The sequence below is a fragment of the Agarivorans sp. QJM3NY_33 genome, assembly GCF_050870865.2.
Taxonomy (GTDB): Bacteria; Pseudomonadota; Gammaproteobacteria; order Enterobacterales; family Celerinatantimonadaceae; genus Agarivorans.
On record NZ_CP194039.2, the window covers coordinates 4,900,678 to 4,922,704 of the forward strand.

The window sequence follows — 22,027 nt, forward strand, 5'->3', positions numbered from 1 at the left end:
CATAATACTTAAGAAAATTCGCCAGCTTAGCCAAGATGAACTCAATTCAACCCGCACAAAAAGTTTGTATCTTACGCCTTTCGGCAATCGGTGATGTTTGCAATGCATTAGCAGTCGTACAGCAACTGCAGCAAGCTTGGCCACAAGCACAAATCACCTGGGTTTGCGGTAAAGCCGAAGCGCAAATGTTAGCACTTTTCGATAACATAAATATTATTATTTATGATAAAAAACAGGGTATTAAAGGACTAATCCAACTCAGAAAACAACTACGCGATACACAATTTGATGTTCTTTTACATATGCAGGCTGCCCTACGAGCCAGCCTTGTGAGTTGTTGCATTAACGCAAAACGTCGGATCGGTTTCGATCGCAGTCGCGCCAAAGATGGTCAATGGATATTCACTAATGAAAAAATAGCCAAAGCCCCCTCGCCCCACGTGTTAGACGGATTTTTACAATTCTTAAATCAACTAGATATCCAAGCTCAGCCGCCCCGTTGGCACGTCCCATTAAGTGCTACATTACACAATAAAGCCAAGCACTTACTGGGGGAAGGGCGACATCTATTAATTTGCCCCGCGGCCAGTAAACCCTATAAAAACTGGACTATTGAAGGTTATGCGGCATTCGCCCAATTTGCCCAAGCCAAAGGCTACAAAGTCAGTTTAATCGGCAGTCCCGCCCCCCAGGAGATGACTTTAGCCGAACAAGTGAACCTCGCCAGCCAAGGGCAACTCAATAATCTTTGTGGGCAAACATCCTTGCTCGAATTGTGGGCCTTGGTGGCCGAAGCAACACTGCTAGTTTCTCCCGATACGGGTCCCGCTCATATGGCAGTGGCGGTGAATACCCCAGTGCTCGGCCTGTATGCACATCACAACCCGCAACGCACCGGGCCTTATCACTATCGCAACTACGTGGTGAGTGTTTGGCAACAGTGTATTGAACAAGAGCAAGGCAAGTCCGTTGCGCAGCTTAACTGGCGCAGCCGCGTAAAAGATCCCAATGCAATGCAACAGATCACACTAGAATCAGTTATTCATATGTTTGAAATATTAGAAAAAGAGCAGCTATCATGAGTCAAGCAAGAGCTACCATATCGGCAATTATCATTACTAAAAATGAACAAGAAAGCTTAAAGGATTGTCTGGAAAGTTTAACTTGGGTTGACCAAATAGTGGTGCTTGATTCAGGCAGCAACGATGGCACGATTGAACTGGCAAAGCAATATACTCAAGACGTGTATAGCAATCATGAATGGCCTGGCTTTGGCAAACAAAAACAGCTCGCTCAAAGCTACGCCACCGGCGATTGGATCTTAGCAGTAGATGCCGATGAACGTATCGATTCGACCTTACGTAGCAGCATTGAAAATATGCTAAACGCTCCTCCCAGCCATACTGTATTCAACTTAAATGAGCTCACTTGGGTATTTGGTCGGTTTCTTAAACATTCGGGCTGGTATTACCGACATATTCGACTTTATCCACGTCATTTAACCCAATACAACGATAATCTAGTGCATGAATCGGTGATTGTTCCTGCGAACTGCCAGATCGCCGAATTAGACGGTGATATCCTGCATTATTCCTACCGAAATCTTGAACACTACTTGGTAAAATCGGCGGGTTACGCTAAGGCATGGGCCGACCAGCGAGAAGCCAAAGGTAAAAAAGCATCTCTCGGCCAAGGCTTATTACACGCGCTCGGTTGCTTCACCAAAATGTACCTACTCAAACGTGGCTTTTTAGACGGGAAACAAGGTTTATTAATTGCACTCCTGTCGGCCCACTCTACTTTCGTAAAATATGCCGACCTGTGGGCAAGGCAACATGATCACCACTATCGTAAATAAGTTTAACTCAAGCCTAGCTGCCTCAACACGGGTTGGGGCTGCAGCGCATCTAAATCGCAAATATTCACAACATGCTCACCCAAGCAGCCATATTGCATCACATTGGTCATGGTAAACAAACCAACACAACGCGCACCAGCAGCGCTGGCCAGATGTAAAGGGCCAGTATCGCCACAAATGAATAAGGAAACTTGCTGTAAAAATGCAGCCAGTTGCCGTAAGTCACGATTCAGATAAGTAAAATGAGTGTGGCTCAAAGGCTCCGCAATATCAGGGCTCAAAATTTCAATCACATTTAATTCACCCGCGTAGTATTGTTTAAACTTAGCCAACAATACCTGCCATTTTTCATCGTCAACTATTTTGCTACCACGCGCCCCTCTAAAATAGGCAAGGCAAGGCTTATGATGATGTTCACCGAGCATTTGCTTAAGTTGCTCTGCCGCATACTGTTGCTCGCGATGACTGAGCTTTAGGCACGCACTGGCGTGCGCTACCGGGGGTAAACCTAAATACTCTAATAGCTCCAAACATCCCAAAGCATAGTGCGAGTATTTATGTTGGTACTTAACCGTATGACTGCATACCGCAGCATCGGCCGGACCGTCAAAAGCATGCACATTCTTCCCTTCCGTTAAGGCCGCAACAATCCGGTCGCTGGAGCCGCCGTAAGGCAACAAAATTAAATCATAAGAATGTTTTCGTAGTTGATGTATGGAGCGAATAAAGGCGGGAATGGTTTTTAGACCAAATTGCGAGAAATGAATATTTTTTAATCCCAGGTTTTCAAAGACTTTCCCCTGCCAAGGGTCACTGAGTAATAACTCAACTTCTGCGTCTGGGTACAAGGCTTGAACATAATTAACAAAAGGCAATAAGAAGAACATATTCCCAATGCGCTTGTTATTTCGAATAATCAATACCCGTTTAATTTGTGACTTCTGGAGGCGTTCAGTTAATCGACCCTTACGCCCCCCGAGTAACTTTAAAAAGGCGACTTCAAGGCCAATGGAGCGCTCACGCCGTTTACTATCAAATTGACGTAAAGCAGTGCGAATCCGCTTGATTAGGCTCATGATAGCCTAACACCTTGCGATAACTGCAGCTTACGCCACCAACGATTAATTTTTAGGGCTGAATCACTCACATTAATCAAACTCATATCTTCTTGGGTTAACTCTCCTTCTGGCGGAGAAAAACATAGGTGGCGTCCTTCACTATTAGGCGGACGCCAGCGTAACGGAGTGGCGCTGGTTCGATTTGGAAAAAAACCTGCGGTGGGCACATCAATGGCACCGGCAATATGTAAAGGGCCTGTAGAGCCAGCAATAAACAAGTCTGCACAGGCTAATACTTCACAAAAAGCCGCTAATCCATCTTCAGAGAAGTACAAACAATATGCCACGTCTAAATGTTCCAGCTCACTCACCAACTCTTGCGCTGCTACCAATTCGCCAGGGCCTGCGGTGATCACAAAATACAATTCTGCATTGAGTTTCGCCAAACAATCAATCAAACTCACATACTGCTCTAAACTAAGGTTATTAGCCGACCCACCGCTGCCAATATGTACCATCACCAGTGAGTCTTTATCAGCAAATAGCTGCTGTTTGCGCTGTGTTAATACTTCAGTCGCGAACTGCAGATATGGCCCCGAAGGCTGTTGCGCAGAATAGCCATGCTGCTCTAGAAATGCCTTGGTCAAATCCAGATTATACTGATACTCGGGTTTTAGCGAGCGAGAACGGCGCTGTACCACGCGCTGAGTATAAAGGAATTGCGCCAGCTTAGTCGCCGGAGCACAACGGTTTGAGATCTTGGCACGAAAACCAAGCCAAGCATTGCGAAGATTAGAAAATAAACACAAATAACCGTCGAATTTTTGCTGTTTCACCTGCTTAAGCAAACTCGCTTGAGCCGCCGAATTTGCGGTGCTACCGCAATCAATGATCACCTTGTCGATCCAAGGGCATAATTCCGCCAAAGGCGCGGTATAGTTCGGCACCAAGGCCGTAATTTCACAATTAGGCATCGACAATTTCAACATGGCAAAACTGGGCCAAGCCAGCATAAAATCACCAATTTTGTCATTTCGTACCACCAACAACTTTTGCATTATTTAACCTTTATCTTCAAGCTTGCGCATTGTGACGAATCTTTATGACAGGCTCAAGAATTTTCCCCCAGCCCTGTGAGCAGGTTATAATCCCGCTAACATTTATCATTAGCAGATATTCATGACTACTCGAGTTATTTACCCCGGCACCTTCGATCCCGTGACTCACGGCCATAGCGATCTCATTCAACGAGCCGCTCGCATGTTCGACAAAGTTATCGTCGCGGTTGCTGCCAGCCCAAGTAAACAACCGCTGTTCAGCTTAACCGAGCGGGTTCAATTACTTGAGCAAAGCATCGGCACAAGCAGCAACATTGAAGTGATTGGTTTTACAGGCCTATTAGTTAACTTAGCGAAACAACAAAATGCCAGCGTCCTGTTACGAGGCCTGCGCACCGGTTCTGACTTTGAATACGAATTACAACTAGCCGACATGAATCGACAGCTAGATCCCAACCTGGAAAGTGTTTTTTTAACGCCTGGCGAAGGCGTCTCCTTCATCTCTTCCAGCTTGATTAAAGAAGTCGCTAAACATGGCGGCGATATCAACCGCTTTGTTGCGCCGCATGTCGCCGAAGCCGTGGCCCAAAAGCTCGCAACTAATTAACCACCGAAGGGCAGCATCGCTTGCTGCTTAACTTCAATTAGCGCTGGCAATGTGGGCAGAAAAAAGTATTACGCTGCCCTATTCGTAGTGCCTTAATCAGCTCACCACAGCAATCACAGCGCTCACCTTCACGGCCATATACCGCCAAAGTTTGTTTAAAATAGCCTGGCTTACCATCCACATTAGTAAAATCTTTTAAGCTGGTGCCGCCTTGCTCAATGGCCTCGGCTAATACTTGTTTAATATTTTCGGTCAGTTGTTTTAAGCGAACTTTACTAACCTTGTTGGCGGCGCGTTTTGGATGGATCCCGGTTCGAAATAGGGCTTCATTGGCATAGATATTCCCCACGCCCACCACCACCTTGTTATCCATAATAAACTGCTTAATCGCCACACTACGTGTTGCCGCCTTAGCAATTAAATAAGCACTCGAGAAATCCTCTTCTAAAGGTTCCGGGCCTAAGTTTACGAACAACTGATGCTCCTCTAAAGGAAGCGGAGTAAACAATACGCAGCCAAACCGTCGAGGATCATTAAAACGCAGCACCTTTCCATTGGCAAATTGCATATCGAGATGATCATGTTTTCCCGCTGCAACCGCTTGTTCCAGTACCCTTAGGCTGCCCGACATCCCCAGATGAATGATAATGTAGCCCGCTTCGGTTTCAATCAGCAGATACTTGGCTCGGCGGCGAATGCTTAACACGGACAAACCCACATTACACTGGATCAATTCGGGTACTGGCCAACGTAACTGCGGCTGGCGAACCACAATCGCGCTAATCGTTTGCTGCAGCAAGTGTGGACTAATGCCGCGGCGGCTGGTCTCTACCTCGGGTAACTCAGGCATCAGCTTTCACTTAAATGAGGGAACAAGGCACTGTAGCTGGCTTGATCAAGTTGAAATAACTGCCCCTGCCAATTGGTGATCATCCGTTGATCGCCCAATTCAAACAAGGTGAGTTGTAAAGGACTCGCTAAATTAGCCAAATAAACTTGAATAATGTGACTCCGAGCCGCACCGCCTACGGCGTTTGGCCAAGGTTCGAGTTGCACATGCAGCCATGCATCAACCACCGCAATAGGGTGGTCAATTACGGGCTTGCTGCGCCATTCGGTGCCTAAGCGTTCAATTAGCAAATCTGGCAGCTCTATCCGCAAAATCGTGGCGCCAACAGGCAACAGCTGCTGAGCTGCACTTGCCTCAACACTCACCGACTTATCGTTAATCTCGACATACTTAAAAACCAAAATCATCGCCGCAACGGCAAAGATAATAATGTTATTCCAGCCTCGGCGGCTCATTTTCATCGGATATCTCCCTTTTATCCATTCATCATAAGCGGGAAGTAATTCACGAGTAAACCCTCTGACTCATTCAGCGGGGCGAAAAAAAGCCAAAAAAAAGCCCAGCCTAAGCTGAGCTTCTTTACATCAAAGCCAAAATCTATTTGATTTTGCCTTCTTTGTACATAACGTGCTTGCGAACAACGGGATCAAATTTTTTGATTTCCATTTTTTCAGGCATGTTACGTTTGTTCTTATCAGTGGTATAGAAGTGACCAGTGCCAGCTGATGAGTTCAAACGAATTTTCTCGCGAATACCTTTAGCCATTTTTTAGTTCCTTATACCTTCTCACCACGACCACGCATCTCGGCTAAAATAGCGTCGATACCTTTTTTGTCGATGATGCGCATACCTTTAGTCGATACACGTAATTTAACAAAACGTTTTTCACTCTCTACCCAAAAACGGTGAGATTGAAGGTTAGGCAAAAAACGACGACGAGTGCGGTTTTTTGCGTGCGATACGTTGTTACCAACAGCTGGCTTCTTACCAGTAACTTGGCATACTCTAGACATGTCAGTCTTCTCCAAATAAATACTTCTGCTCGAGCATCTGTTCATGCCCCGTTAGGCCGTCGCCCGGGACGACAGAAAGGCCGCATTTTATACAGGAAATAGAACCCTAGATCAACTAAAAATTGAACAAAGATCAGATCCAACCTCGCTCGGCGAAAGACATTGTCTCTCCACAGCCGACAACAACATGGTCTAAAACTCGCACATCAATCAGTGCTAAGGCCTTGATTAATTTAGTAGTAATTTGCCTATCGGCCAAACTTGGTTCGGCCACACCCGAAGGATGGTTATGGGCAAATATTACCGCAGCGGCATTTTTTTCTAATACACGCTGTACCACTACCCGTGGATAAACACTGGCAGCATCAATCGTTCCGAAAAATAACGGCGCGAATTGTAACACTCGATGCTGATTATCCAATAGCAATATTGCAAATACTTCACGTTGTTGGTGAGATAATTCCATAGAAAGGTAGTTTTTGGCCGATTCAGCGCTATCCAGCACACTTTTTTCACTGATCTCGGCCAACAAATAACGACGACTCATTTCAATTGTTGCACGTAATTGTGCATATTTTGCGCTTCCCATGCCTCGCTCGGCACAAAAAGTTGCCTGATCCGCCGACAAAATCGCCCGCAACGAACCAAATTGTTGGAGTAAATGCTGCGCTAAACTCACCGCATCCATTCCAGCACAACCAATCCGTAAAAAAATGGCTAATAACTCCGCGTCACTTAAACTCGCTGCGCCTTGCGCCAATAATTTTTCTCTAGGCCGCTGCTCGGCAGGCCAATCAGATATAGCCATTATTTTAATTACAAAAAAGTCAATATAATAAAGGTAGCCGAATCTGCAGTCTTGTCTATGCGGAGAACTTAAGTTTTATGGTAGGCTTGCCGATACTAGACGGTGATTATTATTTCGGTATCAGCATGTTAACGGGAAAGAAAATTCTGCTCGCAATCTCTGGTGGGATTGCAGCCTATAAAATACCAGAGTTGGTGCGGCGCTTAAAAGACCAAGGCGCGCAAGTCAAAGTAGTGATGACCGAACACGCCACCCACTTTATCACTCCCTTAACTTTGCAAGCCGTCTCTGGCGAAGCGGTCGGCCTTAAAGTGGTTGACCCAAGTCAAGAAGGCTCTATGGGCCACATTGCCTACGCCAAGTGGCCGGATTTAGTATTGGTGGCCCCCGGCACAGCCAATGTGATTGCAAAGTTTTGCCATGGCATCGCCGATGATTTGGTGAGTACCTTATTACAAGCCACCAGCGCACCAGTCGCCCTCGCGCCAGCCATGAATCAACAAATGTATCTCGCAGCGGCCACTCAAGCAAACCTAGCGGTCCTTCGGCAACGCGGCGTCCCTATCTGGGGGCCAGCTCAAGGCGAACAAGCCTGTGGTGATGTAGGGCCAGGCAGAATGCTTGAACCAGCTCAACTGCTAACACATATTCAGCAACACTTCGCGGCCTTAGACCAGCCGCAAAGTTTAGCTGGGCGAAGAGTTGTGATTACCGCCGGGCCAACCCGTGAGGCCATTGATCCGGTGCGTTATATCAGTAATCATAGCTCAGGAAAAATGGGCTTTGCTTTAGCGCGAGCCGCTCAACAACTAGGTGCCGAAGTCAGCTTGATCGCCGGGCCAGTCAACTTAGCCACCCCAGCAGGGGTACGCAAAGTCGCCGTAGAAAGCGCTCAGCAAATGCTCGAAGCGGCCTTAGCTGAGACCGTGAGCAGCGACATCTTCATCGCTTGCGCAGCAGTCGCTGATTATCGAGTGGCTACCGTTGCCGAACAAAAGATCAAAAAAACTGACGACCAACAACAACTGCAGCTACAGCTGGTTAAAAACCCAGACATTGTGGCCACCATCGCCGGCCAAAAAGAGAAGCCGTTTACGGTCGGCTTCGCCGCCGAAACCCAAGATGTCGCCAGTTACGCTAAAGACAAATTAAAGCGCAAAAACTTAGATATGATTGCGGCCAACGACGTATCTAATCCCGAACAGGGCTTTAATAGTGAACAGAATGCCTTAACGGTATTTTGGCCAAATGGACAACAGCAATTAGACCTCGCTGACAAGACCTTATTGGCCGAACAACTACTCGCGTTGATCGCCGAGCACTACTCTTTACAACAAATAAAATAATAAGCATGAAACAAATAGCACTTAAAATACTAGACCCTCGAATTGGCAGTACGTTTCCGCTGCCTGAATACGCGACTCCCGGCTCGGCAGGCATGGATCTGCGGGCCTGTCTGGATCAAGCCCTAGAACTAGCCCCTGGTCAAACAGAGCTAATTCCTACTGGTTTGGCAATTCATATTGCCGATCCCGGCTTAGCGGCCACCATCTTGCCACGTTCCGGCTTAGGCCATAAACACGGCATCGTCTTAGGCAATCTGGTGGGTTTAATCGACTCCGATTACCAAGGGCAGTTGATGGTGTCTTGCTGGAATCGCGGACAAAGCACTTTCACCATCGAACCCGGTGAGCGGATCGCCCAGCTGGTCTTTGTACCCGTGGTGCAAGCCAGCTTCGAGATTGTGGAAGACTTCGACGCAAGCCAACGCGGAGAAGGTGGGTTTGGCCATTCAGGTAAACATTAAATTGGTTCAGATGCAGTACGCTAATAAATAATAAAAGGATAATTATAACAATGGCGGGAAAACCAAAAAGCAATCGCCGCGAACAGATCCTCCAAGCCTTGGCAAGAATGTTAGAGACCAGCCATGGCCAACGGATTACCACCGCGAATTTAGCCAAAGAAGTCGGTGTTTCAGAAGCCGCACTCTATCGACACTTTCCAAGCAAAGCACGCATGTTTGAAGGTCTGATAGAATTTATTGAAGAAACCTTATTGTCTCGAATCAATCTGATTCAAGAAGAGCAAAAAGACACCCTAAATCGCTGTCAGCACATCCTGATGCTACTGCTGGGGTTTGCTGAACGTAACCCCGGTTTAAGCCGCATTCTTACTGGTGATGCCTTACAGGGCGAACACGAGCGTTTACGTGCCCGAGTGAGTGTGCTGTTTGACAAAATAGAAGTTCAGCTGAAGCAAGTGCTACGAGAGCGGCGACTGCGAGAAGGACAGGGCTTCTTAATTGAAGAGAACAGCCTTGCCACCTTACTCCTCGCCTATAGCGAAGGGCGCATTAGCCAATATGTACGTAGTGAATTTAAACTCGCCCCCACCGAACAATTTGACATCCACTGGGGCTTTTTAAAGCAACAACTGATGCGCGCTTAGATCTTTAATTCCCTGATGAAGCCGACAAATTTTCGCGAGAAGTGAGGGTCTGCCCAAACTCTCGCTCGGCTTTCATACACCGCCCGCTCACCATAAATTAACTCCCCACCATCAAACTAGACAAGTAGCTTTACAGGCTGCTGCAACGCTCTGCGAAGCAAAGTGCTTAGCAGCGGATTTCAATCCGGGCAAAAACCTGCAGCACTTCGTAAAAACTAAACGAAACATAATCTTGTTTGTCATGAAAAAACTGCTAAATTTGTAACAACTTTAATTCATCACGGGTCTCAACACATGGATGTACTTCATCAAGGAACCAATTGGTTCGAAAACAACCAAGAAATGCTAGTTCAATACGCCATCAATATTGCTGCGGCAATCATTATTCTGATTGTGGGTATGTTGGTCGCGCGAATTCTCGCGGCAAGCATCGAGAAACTAATGAATGCACGCAAATTAGATAACACCATCAGCCACTTTGTCGGCTCCATGGTGAAATACACCATTGTCGCCTTTGTGATTATTGCTGCACTGTCACGCATTGGCATTCAAACAGCCTCGTTTGTCGCGATTATCGGTGCCGCAGGCTTAGCGGTTGGTTTAGCGCTACAAGGTTCACTCTCTAACTTTGCGGCAGGCGTACTGATTATTGGTTTTCGCCCATTCAAAGCCGGTGACTTCGTAGAAATTGCAGGTACTGCTGGCTCGGTAGCCTCGGTGCAAATTTTTACCACGGTATTAAAAACCCCAGACAACAAACAAATTGTGGTGCCTAACTCGGCAGTTTTAGGCGGCAATATTGTTAACTACTCGACTCACCCAACGCGTCGTGTCGACTTGGTGGTTGGCGTCAGCTACGCAGCCGACTTGGCCAAAACCAAACAAGTATTGCGCGCCGTATGTGAAGCCGATAGCCGGGTATTGAAAGATCCTGATATTACCGTTGCGGTATTAGAGCTGGCAGACAGCTCGGTTAATTTTGTGGTTCGCCCTTGGGTAAATTCTGCAGATTACTGGCCAGCACGTTTCGACTTGATGGAAAACATCAAGAATGCCCTAGACGAAGCGGGTATCGAAATTCCATTCCCACAAATGGATGTGCACTTAGAAAAAGTCGCCAGCTAAATTCGGCTTCTTAAAACAACAAAAGCACAGCTACTAGGCTGTGCTTTTTTATTGAATAGCAATTTAAATATCATCCAAACGATGAGTAGCATGCACCATTTGTTGCTGACGCTTCTCTTGATGCTCGATCAAGTTTGCTAAAAACTGCTGCTCTGCCAGCATAGTTAAACCATCCTTCGCCTGCCTGAGTAAGTCTAAAGACTGCTCACTTAAATCCAAGGCCAGACTCATCACATCATCACTGCTCATGTTCGCAGGCAAGCTCACCTTGGCCATTTTATCCACCAAGTCGTGCTCGGCTCGAATATCGGTCCAGGTATCTAATAACTCAGGTTTAGCCTGACTAATAAAATCTTTTACATGAGCGGTATTTTCTTTTTCTTGATGTTGTAAATAATTTAACAGCATTCTCACGCGTTCCGCATCCGCATTCATTTCTAAGCGTCGATAAACCACCCGCATCTCTTCTCGACAATTCACAAAATGTTCGAGCAATAGTCTTAACTGATTAAATCGCATGATGAGCACTCCCACTAATCGTCTCTCTCTTTATAGTAGAGTGTGCCTAAAAAATCTGCTTTGGCTAAGCGATTATGGCTTGATGTATATCAACTTCATTGAAGCACTTCACTTTATCTTGTGAGTCACCAGCAATTTTTAACAGCGCTGAAACCGAGGCGAATGCTAAAATAGGCCTCATGATTCAAGGATTCATACTAGGTTATAAAATGAAAAAACTGCTGATTTGGAGCGAGAAAAATAATTTTATTTTTTTAACTCTGGCCTTGATTGGCTACATTTTTTTAGCCGCCTGTGTTGACCAATTTTGGCAAGGAGACGGCTTTAAGTTTCTGCAGGCCGCCATGGTTTTAGTGCTCGCCGCAGGCGTATGGCAAGCCAAGGGCAAAAAACTTTGGTTTGCCATCGGCTTGGGATTTTTACTCTCTACCACATTAATCGCCATTTTTAATTTGTGGTTTGAAGCCGAAAGCTTAGCGGGTATCTACCTCGGCTTTGTATTTTGTTATCTAGTGATCAGCACTTGGACCGCACTTAAGCAGGTCTTATTCACGGGCGAAATCGACACCAATAAGCTGGTAGGCGCTATCTGTATTTTCCTGCTGGTCGGTTTAGGCTGGGCCCACCTCTATACCATCTTAAACAGCTACCTCCCCGAAGCCTTTAGCGGCGTTTCCGCAGAGCATTGGAGCAGCCAGATAAACGCTTTCATCTACTTCAGCTTTGTCACGCTCACCACTTTGGGCTACGGCGAGATCACCCCCAAGGTGCCAATTACTCGCTTCTTTACCTTCAGCGAAGCCATTTTCGGGGTATTTTATATGGCAATATTAGTGGCAAGCCTAGTGGGCGCTCGCATGTCTAAGCGCGAACGCTAAGCAACAAAAAAGGCGACCCAATGGTCACCTTTTATTTCACTGAACGCGCAACAGCCCGCTTGCTTAAGCGATCCCGTATTGCTCACGGTAAGCACTCACCGCCGCCAACGCAGTTTGATTATCGCCTTGCTCTTCTAAATAAGTGATTAAATCTGCCAGCTTAACAATAGAAATCACCGTGGCATTGTAGTCACGCTCAACTTCTTGAATCGCCGACAACTCACCTTTACCTTTCTCTTGGCGATCCAGCGCAATTAGCACACCAGCTAACTCCGCATCATGGGCATTAATAATGTCCATCGACTCGCGAATCGCGGTGCCCGCGGTAATCACATCATCCACCAGCATCACCTTGCCAGCCAGCTCAGAGCCCACCAAGCTACCACCTTCACCGTGGGTTTTAGCTTCTTTACGGTTAAAGCAGTAAGGCACATCTTTTTGGTAATGCTCGTCTAAGGCCACCACGGTAGTGGTGGCAATGGGGATCCCCTTGTACGCTGGGCCAAACACTAAGTCGTACTCAATGTTTGAGTCTTGCAGCGCGGCGGCATAAAACTTACCTAAACGGTTTAAATCACGGCCAGTATTAAACAAACCCGCGTTAAAAAAGTAAGGGCTGGTTCGGCCCGACTTTAAGGTAAATTCGCCAAACTTTAGTACGCCTTTGGCTAAAGCAAATTCAATAAACTCGCGTTGATAAGCTTTCATCATTCTCTCTCAAATTAACCCGCAAGGGCTTCACGTTGGGCCGCATTAATTTGGGCAATACCTTGTTTAGCAAAGGCCAGCATGTCTAGTAGCTCTTGATGGCTAAATGGCGCGCCCTCGGCCGTGCCTTGCACTTCAATCATGTTGCCGTCTTCACACATCACCACGTTCATGTCGGTCTCAGCAACACTGTCTTCGGTGTACTCAAGGTCACAGACAACCTCACCACCAACCACTCCCACCGAAACCGCAGCAATCAGCTGCTTCAATGGGCTAACTTTCAATTTTTTCTGCTCAATCATCCACCAGATGGCATCTTGTAGTGCCACGCAAGCACCGGTAATCGCCGCAGTACGGGTGCCACCGTCGGCTTGAATCACATCACAATCCACCACAATGGTATATTCACCCAGCGCGCTCAAATCAACCGCAGCACGCAACGAGCGACCAATTAAACGTTGGATTTCTTGAGTACGGCCACTCTGCTTGCCGCGCGCCGCTTCACGACCCATACGGCTATGAGTAGAACGAGGTAACATGCCGTATTCCGCCGTAATCCAACCCTGGCCCTTACCTTTTAAAAAGCGTGGTACACCATCGTCTACCGAGGCAGTACATAATACTTTGGTATCGCCAAACTCAACCAATACCGATCCCTCGGCATGAGCCGTGTAGTTTCGAGTAATGGTGATTGGACGCATTTGTTCGACAGCTCTTCCGTTAGGACGCATGCTAGTAACCTTTAATAGAAAATTCGCGGCTATTATATAGGCTTTTGTCGCACTTGGTCACGCCCAGACTGACGAACCAGCGAATAGCCGCTATAATCGGGCAAATTTTTTGAGGATATTCAACTATGATCCACAGCATGACAGGCTACGCACGCCACCAACTTAAAGCCGATTGGGGCAGTGCCACATGGGAAATTCGCAGCGTAAACCAACGTTATTTAGAGACCTACTGGCGCATGCCAGAGCAGTTTCGCGCCCTGGAGCCGGTATTGCGAGACAAGATCAGAAAAGCCCTACAACGTGGCAAAGTTGAATGTAACCTGCGCTTCGACGCCGACCAGGCTAGCCGTGGCGAACTGCAGCTTAACCAAGCCCTCGCCGAACAGCTCATCAAAAATGCCGAATGGGTACAGCAACAAGCTGGCGGACAAATTAACCCCGTCGACATACTGCGCTGGCCGGGCGTGATGGAAACCCCAGAGCAAGACGCCGACGCCATTAGCAAAGAACTTTTAGCGGGCTGGTTAGTGGCCCTAGAAGCCTTTATTGAAAGCCGCGCCAGCGAAGGTGCCAACACAGCCACCATGATCACCAGCCGCCTCGATAAAATTACCCAGCAAGTGGCCTTTGTACGCGAGCAAATGCCCGCCGTAATGCAATGGCAGCGTGACCGCTTAAAAACCCGCCTAGCCGACGTCATTGATGAGCTAGACCCGCAGCGCATCGAGCAAGAAATGATCATGGTCGCGCAGAAAATAGACGTCGCCGAAGAGCTAGACCGCCTCGACTCCCACGTAAGCGAAACCCGCAAAATCATTAAAAAAGGCGGCGCCTGTGGCCGACGCCTCGATTTTATGATGCAAGAGTTTAACCGCGAAGCCAACACCCTCGCCTCTAAATCGATTAACGCCGAGATCACTCAAGCTGCGGTAGAGCTTAAAGTATTAATTGAGCAAATGCGCGAGCAGATCCAGAACTTAGAGTAGCCGCTTATTTAAAGCTCAAGTTCGCCCCTGTGTAATTTGTTGGCTTAAGACAGCACGTGTTTAGGCCAACACATTAACACTTAGCGAATATCACTACCCTCAACTTGCCCTGCCGAGTAAAAAACCGACTCCACAAACCTGCAACTTCCGTAAACATTGAAGAATAATTCGGTAGCAAACTTCCTATTATTTGCTTTGCGTTCACAAAAAGCAGTAGACGACTTCCGATTTGGTGTTATATCTAATCCAAATACAGTAATAAACTACCGTTTCAGATGAAAAGAAAGAGTTAGCCAATTAACTGATTGACTTACCAGAGCAGCTCACTCAATTAGGCAGCCCAGTAGAGATCGTAAGTTTTCCTGCCATTGACTTTCACTACACCCACAACAAGCTAATCGAAATGGGAGTGCTTGATGACTAATCTTTCCGCTAGCGAGCGCAAAGCACTTATTGATGAACTAGAGCAACAGTTGCTTAACGGCACAGTCCCAATGAGCTGATTAAAACCATAAGAACCAAGCTATATGGGATGACCCAAGCGCAATATGCGAGTTTTACAAAAGTGTCCGTCAAAACGCTTAGAAATATTGAAAAAGGCAATACCGACCCGCGGATTTCAATGGTCAATAAACGGCTTAAACCCGACGGGTTTCAGTTAAGCGCAAGAAAACTGAGCCGCAAAGTGGGATAGTTAAGCACTTATTTTGTATTAAAAGGCGACACCTCGATTTATGATGTAAGCGTTTAGCCGTGAAGCCAACACCTTCGCCTCTAAATCGATTAACTCAGAAATCACCCAAGCCGCGGTAGAGCTTAAGGTATTAATTTAGCAAATTCAGAACTTAGGCTAATACACAGTGAATAATTCAGCTCTACCCACCAATCAAACATCTAGTGATGGAACTAACCCGAGCTATATGTATAATTCGCCAGTTGAATTGGGGGGTGAGTTATAGATTATGAAAGCTATAGATTTGTTTGCAGGGGCTGGGGGATTTTCACTTGCAGCTAACAATTGCGGTGTTCAGATTCTTGCGGCAATAGAGCTTGATAAAACAGCTGCGCAAACCTATAAGAAAAATATAATCGAGCATAATTCCCACAAAACACAGCTGATAAATGAAGATATCAATCGCGTTAATATGAAACAATTGAAAGCTAGCTTAGCTCTCAAAACAGGGGAGTTAGACTTATTACTTGGAGGACCACCTTGCCAAGGTTTCTCCAGTCACCGCATTAACAATGCTGGCGTAGATGATCCACGTAATGCACTATTGTTTAGGTATTTTGACTTTATTAACACCTTCAAGCCAAAGGCTTTCTTGGTAGAGAATGTTTCAGGATTATTATGGAAACGCCATGCTGGTTATCTAAACACGTTTATTTCTCTTGCTCAGGCCTCCGGTTACGACATTAAGTTTTGCGGAAAACTTAATGCTAAAAATTACGGGGTACCGCAAAACCGCCAACGTGTGTTTATTTTAGGCGCTCGTAAATCTATAAAAATCACACCAGAATTCACCTTTCCACCAAAAGCGACTCATTTTGCCCCAGGAAAGGCACTCCCTCACTGGCGCTCAGCATCCTGTGTCTTTGAAAAACCTCCTGAAATGGTGAAACAGCAATATAAAGGTCACTATCAAAAAAAAATGACTACTGAACAAGCAGAAGCATTATTGGCAAATTTGGAATTTGGTGCAGCAATTGATTTAAGCGATAAATGCAACGTACATATGCAACACACCGCTGAAGTTACAAACCGTTTTGCTCAAACTCCGCTGAATGGCAGCCGTTGCGATATAACATTTCGCTTAAAGTGTCATGCGAACAACTATGCTGGCCACAAAGATGTATACGGTAGAATCATACTAGACAAGCCAAGTAACACTATCACTACTGGCTGCAATAATCCTTCTAAAGGCCGCTTTGTTCACCCGTGGTTAAATCATGGTATAACACTGCGTCACGCAGCTCGGCTTCAAACTTTTCCAGATACCTTCGAATTTATAGGCACCATTACAAACCAAGCTAAACAAATTGGAAATGCTGTTCCCATCAAGCTAGGCGAAGCTCTAATAAAAGAAATAAAGAGATTAATCCAACCTAAATCTCAAGTTAAATAACAAGATTATTTATTATTTACTACATAAACCGTATTATTCTTAGTTATAAGTACTTTAACTAAGGTTTTACATGCTTTCCTCCGTTTCTTTTCAAACTAGAGCTCGAACCATCGATCACTTAGGGCGAGAGCAAATAGCTGATTGTCCCACTGCTATTTCCGAGCTATGGAAAAACGCCTACGACGCTTATGCTCGAAATGTTTGTTTAAACATATTCGATGGCGCAATTCCCGTGGCAACATTAGTCGACGATGGCCACGGTATGAGTCTAAAAGACCTAAAAGATAAGTGGCTTACCGTAGGTACTGAATCCAAAGCAATCGCTTCTGAAACACCATTAGAAGAACGCAATGGTATTAAGCGCACTCGTGTAAAACAGGGGCAAAAGGGTATTGGTCGATTATCTTGTGCCGCTTTAGGCTCTCTTTTACTACTAGTAAGTAAAAAGAAAGGCCACCCCTTTGTAGCATGCTTACTTGATTGGCGGCTATTTGAAAATCCTTTTTTAATGCTGCATGACATCAAAATACCTACGACCACTTTTTCAGTAAAAAGCGAGTTAGCAGACCTCTTACCCGATATGCTTGATTCTCTAATGGGTAATCTGTGGGGTGATAAGGAGGACAAAGCCAGAGATGAACGAGTCATTCAAGCTTGGGAGTTATTCCATCAGCAAGAATTAACCGAACAAGAATCAAATAAGGAAGACCAAAGCGCGCAGCAAACGCCAAAAACAACCAAAGAACGAATAGAGAATACCGTAATAGATACGTATTTTAGTGAACGTCATTTCAACACTTGGCAAGCTTGGCAAAACAACACTGATCAAGGCACAGCCATGTTTATGGCAGATATTAGCGATGACTTAAAAGACCAATTGACTGCCGACGCCAGCTCTGAAGCTGAAGGAACAGAAGTTCGTTCAAAAGAGCGTCTAATTCAAACACTATCTAGTTTTGTTAATCCTCTATCAAATAATGAAGACCTGCAGATAACAGATTTTTCTACCTCCGTAATAGCTTGGAACGGTAACCTACAGCGCTTCATCGTGGATGAAGTTCGAAACTTTAACATGGAACGATTTAATGACTTAGAACATATAATAAAGGGCAGTGTAGATGAAACAGGTTTATTCACAGGCGATATTAAAGCCTTTGGAGAATGGCACAAAGATATAACCATAAAACCCAAAGCCCGCTATAAAATGCGTAAGGATACTCAGTTTGGACCATTTAATATACAAATCGGTACGTTTGAAGTAACCAAGAGAAACACTACGTTAAGCGAAGACAATTACAACTATTTTGATCATCAACGATCCCTCTTTGGTGGTTGCATGGTATACCGTGATGAATTGCGAGTCATGCCATACGGGCGTGAAGACAATGACTTCTTCGAAATGGAAAAACGCCGCTCCAAAAATGCTGGTTTATATGTTTTCACTAACAGGGCTTGTTTTGGCGGTATGCAGCTTTCTAAAGCAGCAAATCCAAACTTGAAAGATAAAGCAGGCCGAGAAGGCATCATTGATAATAAAGCCTCAAAACTATTTAGAGAGGTTGTCGAACACATTCTTATTGAAGTGGCCAAACGATTCATAGGCCGTGCATCAGATATTCGTAAAGATAAGCTTGAAGAAATCCACGCTGATTACGATGCAGAAAAAGCCGCGAAAAATAGAAAAAAATTACTTAAAAAAGAACAAACTAGAGTAAAAGACTCAATCTCGAAGAATAGTACAAAGCTACGCATTAACCATGATGAGATAACTGAATTAGCGGAAGTTTTAGTCCGCAAAGCACATTTTGAAAATCAAGATGAGCTAACTAGCCTGCAGCACCATGCCAATAAGTTAGAAGGTGAGCTTAATGGTTTTTCTTTAAGCCCTATACCTAAAACGTTAGGAAGCATAGAGCAAAGTTATCGCGATTATCGCGATATAGAACTAGCAGCCAAAGGGCTACTCAAGCAAATTAACGGCTCTATAGCCAGCGCGCAAGATAAACTCGTAGACAAGCAAGATATAGATATTGCTGAAAAAAACTTTCGCAGTAGAGCAAGTATATTGCATCACAAAATTCGTAAACTAGCGAGTGAAGGTAAAGCTTTAATAAACTCACAACTCATTGAATTTGAAAATCAAGTCGACATAGCCAACAAAGCTTTTCATAGCAATCTAGCAACTCACTTGGATGATTTAGCTGCAGGTAGAACAGAACTTGATAAGGTGACAGCTTTAATTGAGCTGGAATATGAAAAACAGAATAGGGAAGCTGATACTAGGCTCAAGCCATACATTACCGCCATGCAAAGTCTCAGCGAACAAATAGACTTACAAGGTTTAGCTATTCAATCAGTTAATGAAAGTTCAGCACTAAGAAAAGAGCTAGGAAAACTTCACTCTTTGGCTCAACTAGGCATATCCGTAGAAATTATTGGCCATGAAATCGAAGGAATCGATATGACGATAGAGCGCGGTTTAAAAGAACTAGCAACAACCCGATTAGATAATAAAGCTGAAAAAACACTAGATACAATTACGCACGCTCACCAGGCCCTTTCTGACTCTTGGCGCTTTTTAAGCCCACTAAAGCTCTCGGGTGAAAAAGTAAGAACCCATCTTACAGGTAAAGATATTTACAAATATATTGAAGAGTTTTTTGGTGAAAGACTTAAAAAGAACAATATAAAATTACAAGCAAGCGATACTTTTAAAACGTTGAGTATCTTTGAACAACCATCCAAGATATATCCCGTATTTATCAATCTCATAAACAATGCCCGCTATTGGGTCAAGCAAACAGATGAGAGCGAAAGACTTATAAAGCTAGATCTAAAGGAAGGCTTAGTGTTCGTTAGCGATAATGGACCAGGTGTCGATATAGATGATATTAATGAACTATTCACTATTTTCTTTACTAAAAAACAACGAGGAGGCCGAGGCGTTGGCCTTTATTTGTGCAGAGTCAATTTGGCCGCTGGAGGTCACAAAATTTACTACTCACAACCACAAAAAAAGCTCCTATCGGGGGCAAATTTCATCATAGAATTTAGAGGTCTAAAAAATGCCTAGTAATGCTTCATTTGATTATACGCCGTTTTTGAAACAGGCATACTTAGACCCAATTCGCACTGTTACTGTCATTGATGATGAATACCCAACACTAGAACGCTTGCTTAATAACGATTTAGCCAATTTTGAAAGTGACGATATTACACGCCTAAAAGATGTTGTTCAGGTATGCCGCAGCCCGGAAAATAATTGGCTCTTAGATGTGCATGATGGAAACTGTGATACAGCCTCAGCTGACAGTATTGCTAACCGCCTACACCATAGCGATCTGTTGATACTCGATTATCATTTAGATGGTGAAGATGACGGACTGTGTCAAAAAACTCTTGATATAATTTCCTACCTAACTAAAAACCAACATTTTAACTTAGTTGCTGTACACACTAAGGGCTATGAAGATCCTAATGGTGGAGTAAACACTGTTTTTAAAGATATTGTGATTTCGCTAACCAAATACCCTGAACTGGCAAACGTTGCACCAAATTTATTGGTTGATGTAGAGGCACAGTTAGATGAATGGGGGTTTGAAGAAACTGACATAAGAGCGAACCTTGAAGGCAGCATATCAGAATTACAATTACTTGAATTAATAAAGAGTTTCAATGGGGATATTTGCAAACCTCATTTTAATCACGAATATTTCAATCTATTAGACTTTCTTTTTGAACAAAAGCCCCAAGATGTGGTAATACCTAAACCTCTACTAATTAAATGGCTATGCCATCAAATACTGTCTCCGCTTAAAGGTAAGTTTTTTGAAGGAACCGCTGATACTATTGACTGGGGGATCACTGATGGTAATAATTGGATTAAAACAAATGATTTGTTTCTTACTGTTGTAGGGAAAAAAACCACTCCCGTTCAAGAGATTCCCAACAAGATAATTGAAGCAATGGCGTATTGGAATCCTCATCCACACAAATTAATCCTGAGTAAATTAAGAAGTGAAATTGAAGCTAATGGAATGTCAGCTACAAGTGAAATTTTACGTAAAAAACACTTGCAAGCAGCATGGTTAGAAAAACTACTTAAATCTTCGAATGAAAATGAAATAAAAACTGAAGCATGGTCCACCATTAGTAAGCTTTGGGAAGAGCTATCGATAGAAATGAAAGGCCCTCTAAACCAATTTACGGTTGAACTAGTAAAAGCACTAAAGCAATCTGATGAGAGTATTCTTGCCAGTTTTATCGATTCTTCAGTGTTAAGTAATAAAGCCAACCAAATAACGCATGCCAACTGCTTCAGTTGTTCAAAATCAGTTTCTGCTCATCACTTAATTACAGGGCATATATTGGAATTCGACCAAAAGTATTGGTTATGCTTGACGCCTATGTGCGATCTAGTTCCCGGACAGAAAAGCGATGGTGATTCAACCAAGCCGATGGCTATTGCTCTAGTACAAATGTATGACGCTAAACAAGCTTGGAAAAACACTCAAGAAAGGATGCGAGAAATTTTGGGTGTCGATAAATCAGCCCTTCCAAAGCTGAGTAACGAAGATGAGATGTCTAAAATTTTAGATTACTCGACACAAAACAATCTTGTTTTTATTAAGCCAAACAAACTTAATCCAGATATAAAAATTCTGAGCTTCACTGTTGGTCTCGATGGAAGTGCAAACCCCAAAGCTCAAGAATTCTTTGCGGAAAATCAGGGAGTATTTGATTCATCAACCCAAGAAATCACCTTACATTCAGCAAATATTACATCAAACTCGTCGGCTCGTTTTGAAGAAAAAGTTCATCAGGGCAAAGTTGTTGCTGAATTACGCTATGAATACGCTATAAACTTGTTGATGAGGCTAGGGTTTGCTAAATCTAGAGTAGGGCTAGATTTCGTGTCGAGCAATTGAATATCAACATTGAAAAATAAGATGCAAATAGCATTATCAAAGTTGGTGAATCAAAAAGTAAACCACTCAAATACAAAGGGCAATAACTAGACATCCCTCCCAATTGGCGATCACTCATCAATTATCTTAATTACTTTTGAGGGGAGGCTCCGCTATGCTCGGTCAAGGCGCTCACAAGTGAGCTAGTCGAACACACCTTACAGCCACTACGTTTCCCGTTGTGTTCGCCATTGATGGCTGTGCTGATGCGTTGGCCGCAATTGCATAAAGGTACCTAGATCCAGATTTACGCCCGCAGTTGGATAAAGTCCAACTTAGCTTGG

The 22,027-nt window shown here is 44.5% G+C and carries 23 protein-coding genes; 13 read left to right on the forward strand and 10 right to left on the reverse strand.

The window, feature by feature from the left end; all coding sequences use genetic code 11:
* The first annotated feature begins 35 nt into the window (after window positions 1–35).
* Both ACRRSY_RS22180 and ACRRSY_RS22185 read left to right on the forward strand, forming a co-directional pair.
* Window positions 36–1,082 (forward strand): glycosyltransferase family 9 protein, encoded by a 1,047-nt coding sequence (locus ACRRSY_RS22180; protein WP_432464045.1) that lies wholly within the window; start codon window positions 36–38, stop codon window positions 1,080–1,082.
* On the forward strand, window positions 1,079–1,858 hold the full coding sequence (locus tag ACRRSY_RS22185) for a glycosyltransferase family 2 protein (protein ID WP_432455396.1): 780 nt from the start codon (window positions 1,079–1,081) through the stop codon (window positions 1,856–1,858). The genes ACRRSY_RS22180 and ACRRSY_RS22185 overlap by 4 nt, the downstream gene beginning before the upstream one ends.
* 2 nt (window positions 1,859–1,860) lie before the next feature.
* On the opposite strand, the gene ACRRSY_RS22190 is transcribed toward ACRRSY_RS22185, so the two are convergent.
* Window positions 1,861–2,934: a glycosyltransferase family 9 protein gene (locus ACRRSY_RS22190; protein WP_432464046.1), complete on the reverse strand. Its 1,074-nt coding sequence runs from the start codon at window positions 2,932–2,934 to the stop codon at window positions 1,861–1,863.
* On the reverse strand, window positions 2,931–3,974 hold the full coding sequence (locus ACRRSY_RS22195) for a glycosyltransferase family 9 protein (protein ID WP_432455394.1): 1,044 nt from the start codon (window positions 3,972–3,974) through the stop codon (window positions 2,931–2,933). Before ACRRSY_RS22195 ends, ACRRSY_RS22190 begins: the two co-directional genes overlap by 4 nt.
* Window positions 3,975–4,095: 121 nt before the next feature.
* Between ACRRSY_RS22195 and coaD the strand changes: the two genes are divergently transcribed.
* Window positions 4,096–4,581 (forward strand): pantetheine-phosphate adenylyltransferase, encoded by a 486-nt coding sequence (gene coaD / locus ACRRSY_RS22200; RefSeq protein ID WP_432455393.1) that lies wholly within the window; start codon window positions 4,096–4,098, stop codon window positions 4,579–4,581.
* Window positions 4,582–4,618: 37 nt separating this feature from the next.
* On the opposite strand, the gene mutM is transcribed toward coaD, so the two are convergent.
* The 5 genes from mutM to radC form a co-directional block, all read right to left on the reverse strand.
* Window positions 4,619–5,431, reverse strand: a complete 813-nt coding sequence (gene mutM / locus ACRRSY_RS22205) for a bifunctional DNA-formamidopyrimidine glycosylase/DNA-(apurinic or apyrimidinic site) lyase (RefSeq protein WP_432455392.1) — start codon at window positions 5,429–5,431, stop codon at window positions 4,619–4,621.
* Window positions 5,431–5,892: a hypothetical protein gene (locus ACRRSY_RS22210; protein ID WP_432455391.1), complete on the reverse strand. Its 462-nt coding sequence runs from the start codon at window positions 5,890–5,892 to the stop codon at window positions 5,431–5,433. Before ACRRSY_RS22210 ends, mutM begins: the two co-directional genes overlap by 1 nt.
* 136 nt (window positions 5,893–6,028) lie before the next feature.
* Entirely contained in the window at window positions 6,029–6,184 is a 156-nt protein-coding gene (gene rpmG / locus ACRRSY_RS22215) for a 50S ribosomal protein L33 (RefSeq protein ID WP_285762680.1), read from the reverse strand.
* Between the two features lie 23 nt (window positions 6,185–6,207).
* Window positions 6,208–6,444, reverse strand: coding sequence for a 50S ribosomal protein L28 (rpmB, locus tag ACRRSY_RS22220; RefSeq protein ID WP_432455390.1), 237 nt, complete (start codon window positions 6,442–6,444; stop codon window positions 6,208–6,210).
* 133 nt (window positions 6,445–6,577) lie between these two features.
* On the reverse strand, window positions 6,578–7,252 hold the full coding sequence (radC, locus tag ACRRSY_RS22225; protein ID WP_432455389.1) for a RadC family protein: 675 nt from the start codon (window positions 7,250–7,252) through the stop codon (window positions 6,578–6,580).
* Between the two features lie 125 nt (window positions 7,253–7,377).
* Between radC and coaBC the strand changes: the two genes are divergently transcribed.
* From coaBC to mscS, 4 genes are all read left to right on the forward strand, one after another.
* Complete coding sequence (gene coaBC, locus ACRRSY_RS22230; protein WP_432464047.1) at window positions 7,378–8,598, forward strand: bifunctional phosphopantothenoylcysteine decarboxylase/phosphopantothenate--cysteine ligase CoaBC; 1,221 nt, start codon at window positions 7,378–7,380, stop codon at window positions 8,596–8,598.
* A gap of 5 nt (window positions 8,599–8,603) precedes the next feature.
* Window positions 8,604–9,059 carry a dUTP diphosphatase gene (gene dut / locus ACRRSY_RS22235; RefSeq protein ID WP_432455388.1) on the forward strand — a complete coding sequence of 152 codons (456 nt, stop codon included), beginning with the start codon at window positions 8,604–8,606 and terminating at the stop codon, window positions 9,057–9,059.
* 50 nt (window positions 9,060–9,109) lie between these two features.
* Entirely contained in the window at window positions 9,110–9,703 is a 594-nt protein-coding gene (gene slmA, locus ACRRSY_RS22240) for a nucleoid occlusion factor SlmA (RefSeq protein WP_432455387.1), read from the forward strand.
* A gap of 294 nt (window positions 9,704–9,997) precedes the next feature.
* Window positions 9,998–10,828, forward strand: coding sequence for a small-conductance mechanosensitive channel MscS (gene mscS, locus ACRRSY_RS22245; RefSeq protein ID WP_432464048.1), 831 nt, complete (start codon window positions 9,998–10,000; stop codon window positions 10,826–10,828).
* A gap of 63 nt (window positions 10,829–10,891) precedes the next feature.
* Here the strand turns inward: mscS and ACRRSY_RS22250 are convergent, their stop codons facing one another.
* Window positions 10,892–11,347 (reverse strand): hypothetical protein, encoded by a 456-nt coding sequence (locus tag ACRRSY_RS22250; protein ID WP_432464049.1) that lies wholly within the window; start codon window positions 11,345–11,347, stop codon window positions 10,892–10,894.
* A gap of 209 nt (window positions 11,348–11,556) precedes the next feature.
* On the opposite strand from ACRRSY_RS22250, the gene ACRRSY_RS22255 reads away from it, so the two are divergent.
* On the forward strand, window positions 11,557–12,225 hold the full coding sequence (locus ACRRSY_RS22255) for a potassium channel family protein (protein WP_432464050.1): 669 nt from the start codon (window positions 11,557–11,559) through the stop codon (window positions 12,223–12,225).
* A 63-nt stretch (window positions 12,226–12,288) separates the two neighbouring features.
* Here the strand turns inward: ACRRSY_RS22255 and pyrE are convergent, their stop codons facing one another.
* Window positions 12,289–12,933 carry an orotate phosphoribosyltransferase gene (gene pyrE, locus ACRRSY_RS22260; protein ID WP_432456123.1) on the reverse strand — a complete coding sequence of 215 codons (645 nt, stop codon included), beginning with the start codon at window positions 12,931–12,933 and terminating at the stop codon, window positions 12,289–12,291.
* A 14-nt stretch (window positions 12,934–12,947) separates the two neighbouring features.
* Window positions 12,948–13,664: a ribonuclease PH gene (gene rph, locus ACRRSY_RS22265; RefSeq protein ID WP_432460484.1), complete on the reverse strand. Its 717-nt coding sequence runs from the start codon at window positions 13,662–13,664 to the stop codon at window positions 12,948–12,950.
* A gap of 125 nt (window positions 13,665–13,789) precedes the next feature.
* Between rph and ACRRSY_RS22270 the strand changes: the two genes are divergently transcribed.
* The 5 genes from ACRRSY_RS22270 to ACRRSY_RS22290 all read left to right on the forward strand — a co-directional run bounded on the left by ACRRSY_RS22270 (window position 13,790) and on the right by ACRRSY_RS22290 (window position 21,704).
* Entirely contained in the window at window positions 13,790–14,650 is an 861-nt protein-coding gene (locus tag ACRRSY_RS22270) for a YicC/YloC family endoribonuclease (RefSeq protein ID WP_432464051.1), read from the forward strand.
* Window positions 14,651–15,182: 532 nt separating this feature from the next.
* The gene (locus ACRRSY_RS22275; protein ID WP_432464052.1) at window positions 15,183–15,344 is read left to right on the forward strand and encodes a hypothetical protein; all 162 of its coding nucleotides are present in this window, start codon (window positions 15,183–15,185) and stop codon (window positions 15,342–15,344) included.
* A gap of 268 nt (window positions 15,345–15,612) precedes the next feature.
* Window positions 15,613–16,776 (forward strand): DNA cytosine methyltransferase, encoded by a 1,164-nt coding sequence (locus ACRRSY_RS22280; protein WP_432464053.1) that lies wholly within the window; start codon window positions 15,613–15,615, stop codon window positions 16,774–16,776.
* Window positions 16,777–16,846: 70 nt separating this feature from the next.
* Window positions 16,847–19,849 carry an ATP-binding protein gene (locus tag ACRRSY_RS22285; protein WP_432464054.1) on the forward strand — a complete coding sequence of 1,001 codons (3,003 nt, stop codon included), beginning with the start codon at window positions 16,847–16,849 and terminating at the stop codon, window positions 19,847–19,849.
* Window positions 19,842–21,704, forward strand: coding sequence for a response regulator receiver domain (locus ACRRSY_RS22290; RefSeq protein WP_432464055.1), 1,863 nt, complete (start codon window positions 19,842–19,844; stop codon window positions 21,702–21,704). Before ACRRSY_RS22285 ends, ACRRSY_RS22290 begins: the two co-directional genes overlap by 8 nt.
* Window positions 21,705–22,027: the final 323 nt, after the last annotated feature.

Bases quoted from the DNA above. Each gene is read 5' to 3' on its own strand.
- ACRRSY_RS22180 (WP_432464045.1), top strand. From the start codon at position 36: ATGAACTCAATTCAACCCGCACAAAAAGTTTGTATCTTACGCCTTTCG.
- ACRRSY_RS22185 (WP_432455396.1), top strand. From the start codon at position 1,079: ATGAGTCAAGCAAGAGCTACCATATCGGCAATTATCATTACTAAAAAT.
- ACRRSY_RS22190 (WP_432464046.1), bottom strand. From the start codon at position 2,934: ATGAGCCTAATCAAGCGGATTCGCACTGCTTTACGTCAATTTGATAGT.
- ACRRSY_RS22195 (WP_432455394.1), bottom strand. From the start codon at position 3,974: ATGCAAAAGTTGTTGGTGGTACGAAATGACAAAATTGGTGATTTTATG.
- coaD (WP_432455393.1), top strand. From the start codon at position 4,096: ATGACTACTCGAGTTATTTACCCCGGCACCTTCGATCCCGTGACTCAC.
- mutM (WP_432455392.1), bottom strand. From the start codon at position 5,431: ATGCCTGAGTTACCCGAGGTAGAGACCAGCCGCCGCGGCATTAGTCCA.
- ACRRSY_RS22210 (WP_432455391.1), bottom strand. From the start codon at position 5,892: ATGAAAATGAGCCGCCGAGGCTGGAATAACATTATTATCTTTGCCGTT.
- rpmB (WP_432455390.1), bottom strand. From the start codon at position 6,444: ATGTCTAGAGTATGCCAAGTTACTGGTAAGAAGCCAGCTGTTGGTAAC.
- radC (WP_432455389.1), bottom strand. From the start codon at position 7,252: ATGGCTATATCTGATTGGCCTGCCGAGCAGCGGCCTAGAGAAAAATTA.
- coaBC (WP_432464047.1), top strand. From the start codon at position 7,378: ATGTTAACGGGAAAGAAAATTCTGCTCGCAATCTCTGGTGGGATTGCA.
- dut (WP_432455388.1), top strand. From the start codon at position 8,604: ATGAAACAAATAGCACTTAAAATACTAGACCCTCGAATTGGCAGTACG.
- slmA (WP_432455387.1), top strand. From the start codon at position 9,110: ATGGCGGGAAAACCAAAAAGCAATCGCCGCGAACAGATCCTCCAAGCC.
- mscS (WP_432464048.1), top strand. From the start codon at position 9,998: ATGGATGTACTTCATCAAGGAACCAATTGGTTCGAAAACAACCAAGAA.
- ACRRSY_RS22250 (WP_432464049.1), bottom strand. From the start codon at position 11,347: ATGCGATTTAATCAGTTAAGACTATTGCTCGAACATTTTGTGAATTGT.
- ACRRSY_RS22255 (WP_432464050.1), top strand. From the start codon at position 11,557: ATGAAAAAACTGCTGATTTGGAGCGAGAAAAATAATTTTATTTTTTTA.
- pyrE (WP_432456123.1), bottom strand. From the start codon at position 12,933: ATGAAAGCTTATCAACGCGAGTTTATTGAATTTGCTTTAGCCAAAGGC.
- rph (WP_432460484.1), bottom strand. From the start codon at position 13,664: ATGCGTCCTAACGGAAGAGCTGTCGAACAAATGCGTCCAATCACCATT.
- ACRRSY_RS22270 (WP_432464051.1), top strand. From the start codon at position 13,790: ATGATCCACAGCATGACAGGCTACGCACGCCACCAACTTAAAGCCGAT.
- ACRRSY_RS22275 (WP_432464052.1), top strand. From the start codon at position 15,183: ATGACCCAAGCGCAATATGCGAGTTTTACAAAAGTGTCCGTCAAAACG.
- ACRRSY_RS22280 (WP_432464053.1), top strand. From the start codon at position 15,613: ATGAAAGCTATAGATTTGTTTGCAGGGGCTGGGGGATTTTCACTTGCA.
- ACRRSY_RS22285 (WP_432464054.1), top strand. From the start codon at position 16,847: ATGCTTTCCTCCGTTTCTTTTCAAACTAGAGCTCGAACCATCGATCAC.
- ACRRSY_RS22290 (WP_432464055.1), top strand. From the start codon at position 19,842: ATGCCTAGTAATGCTTCATTTGATTATACGCCGTTTTTGAAACAGGCA.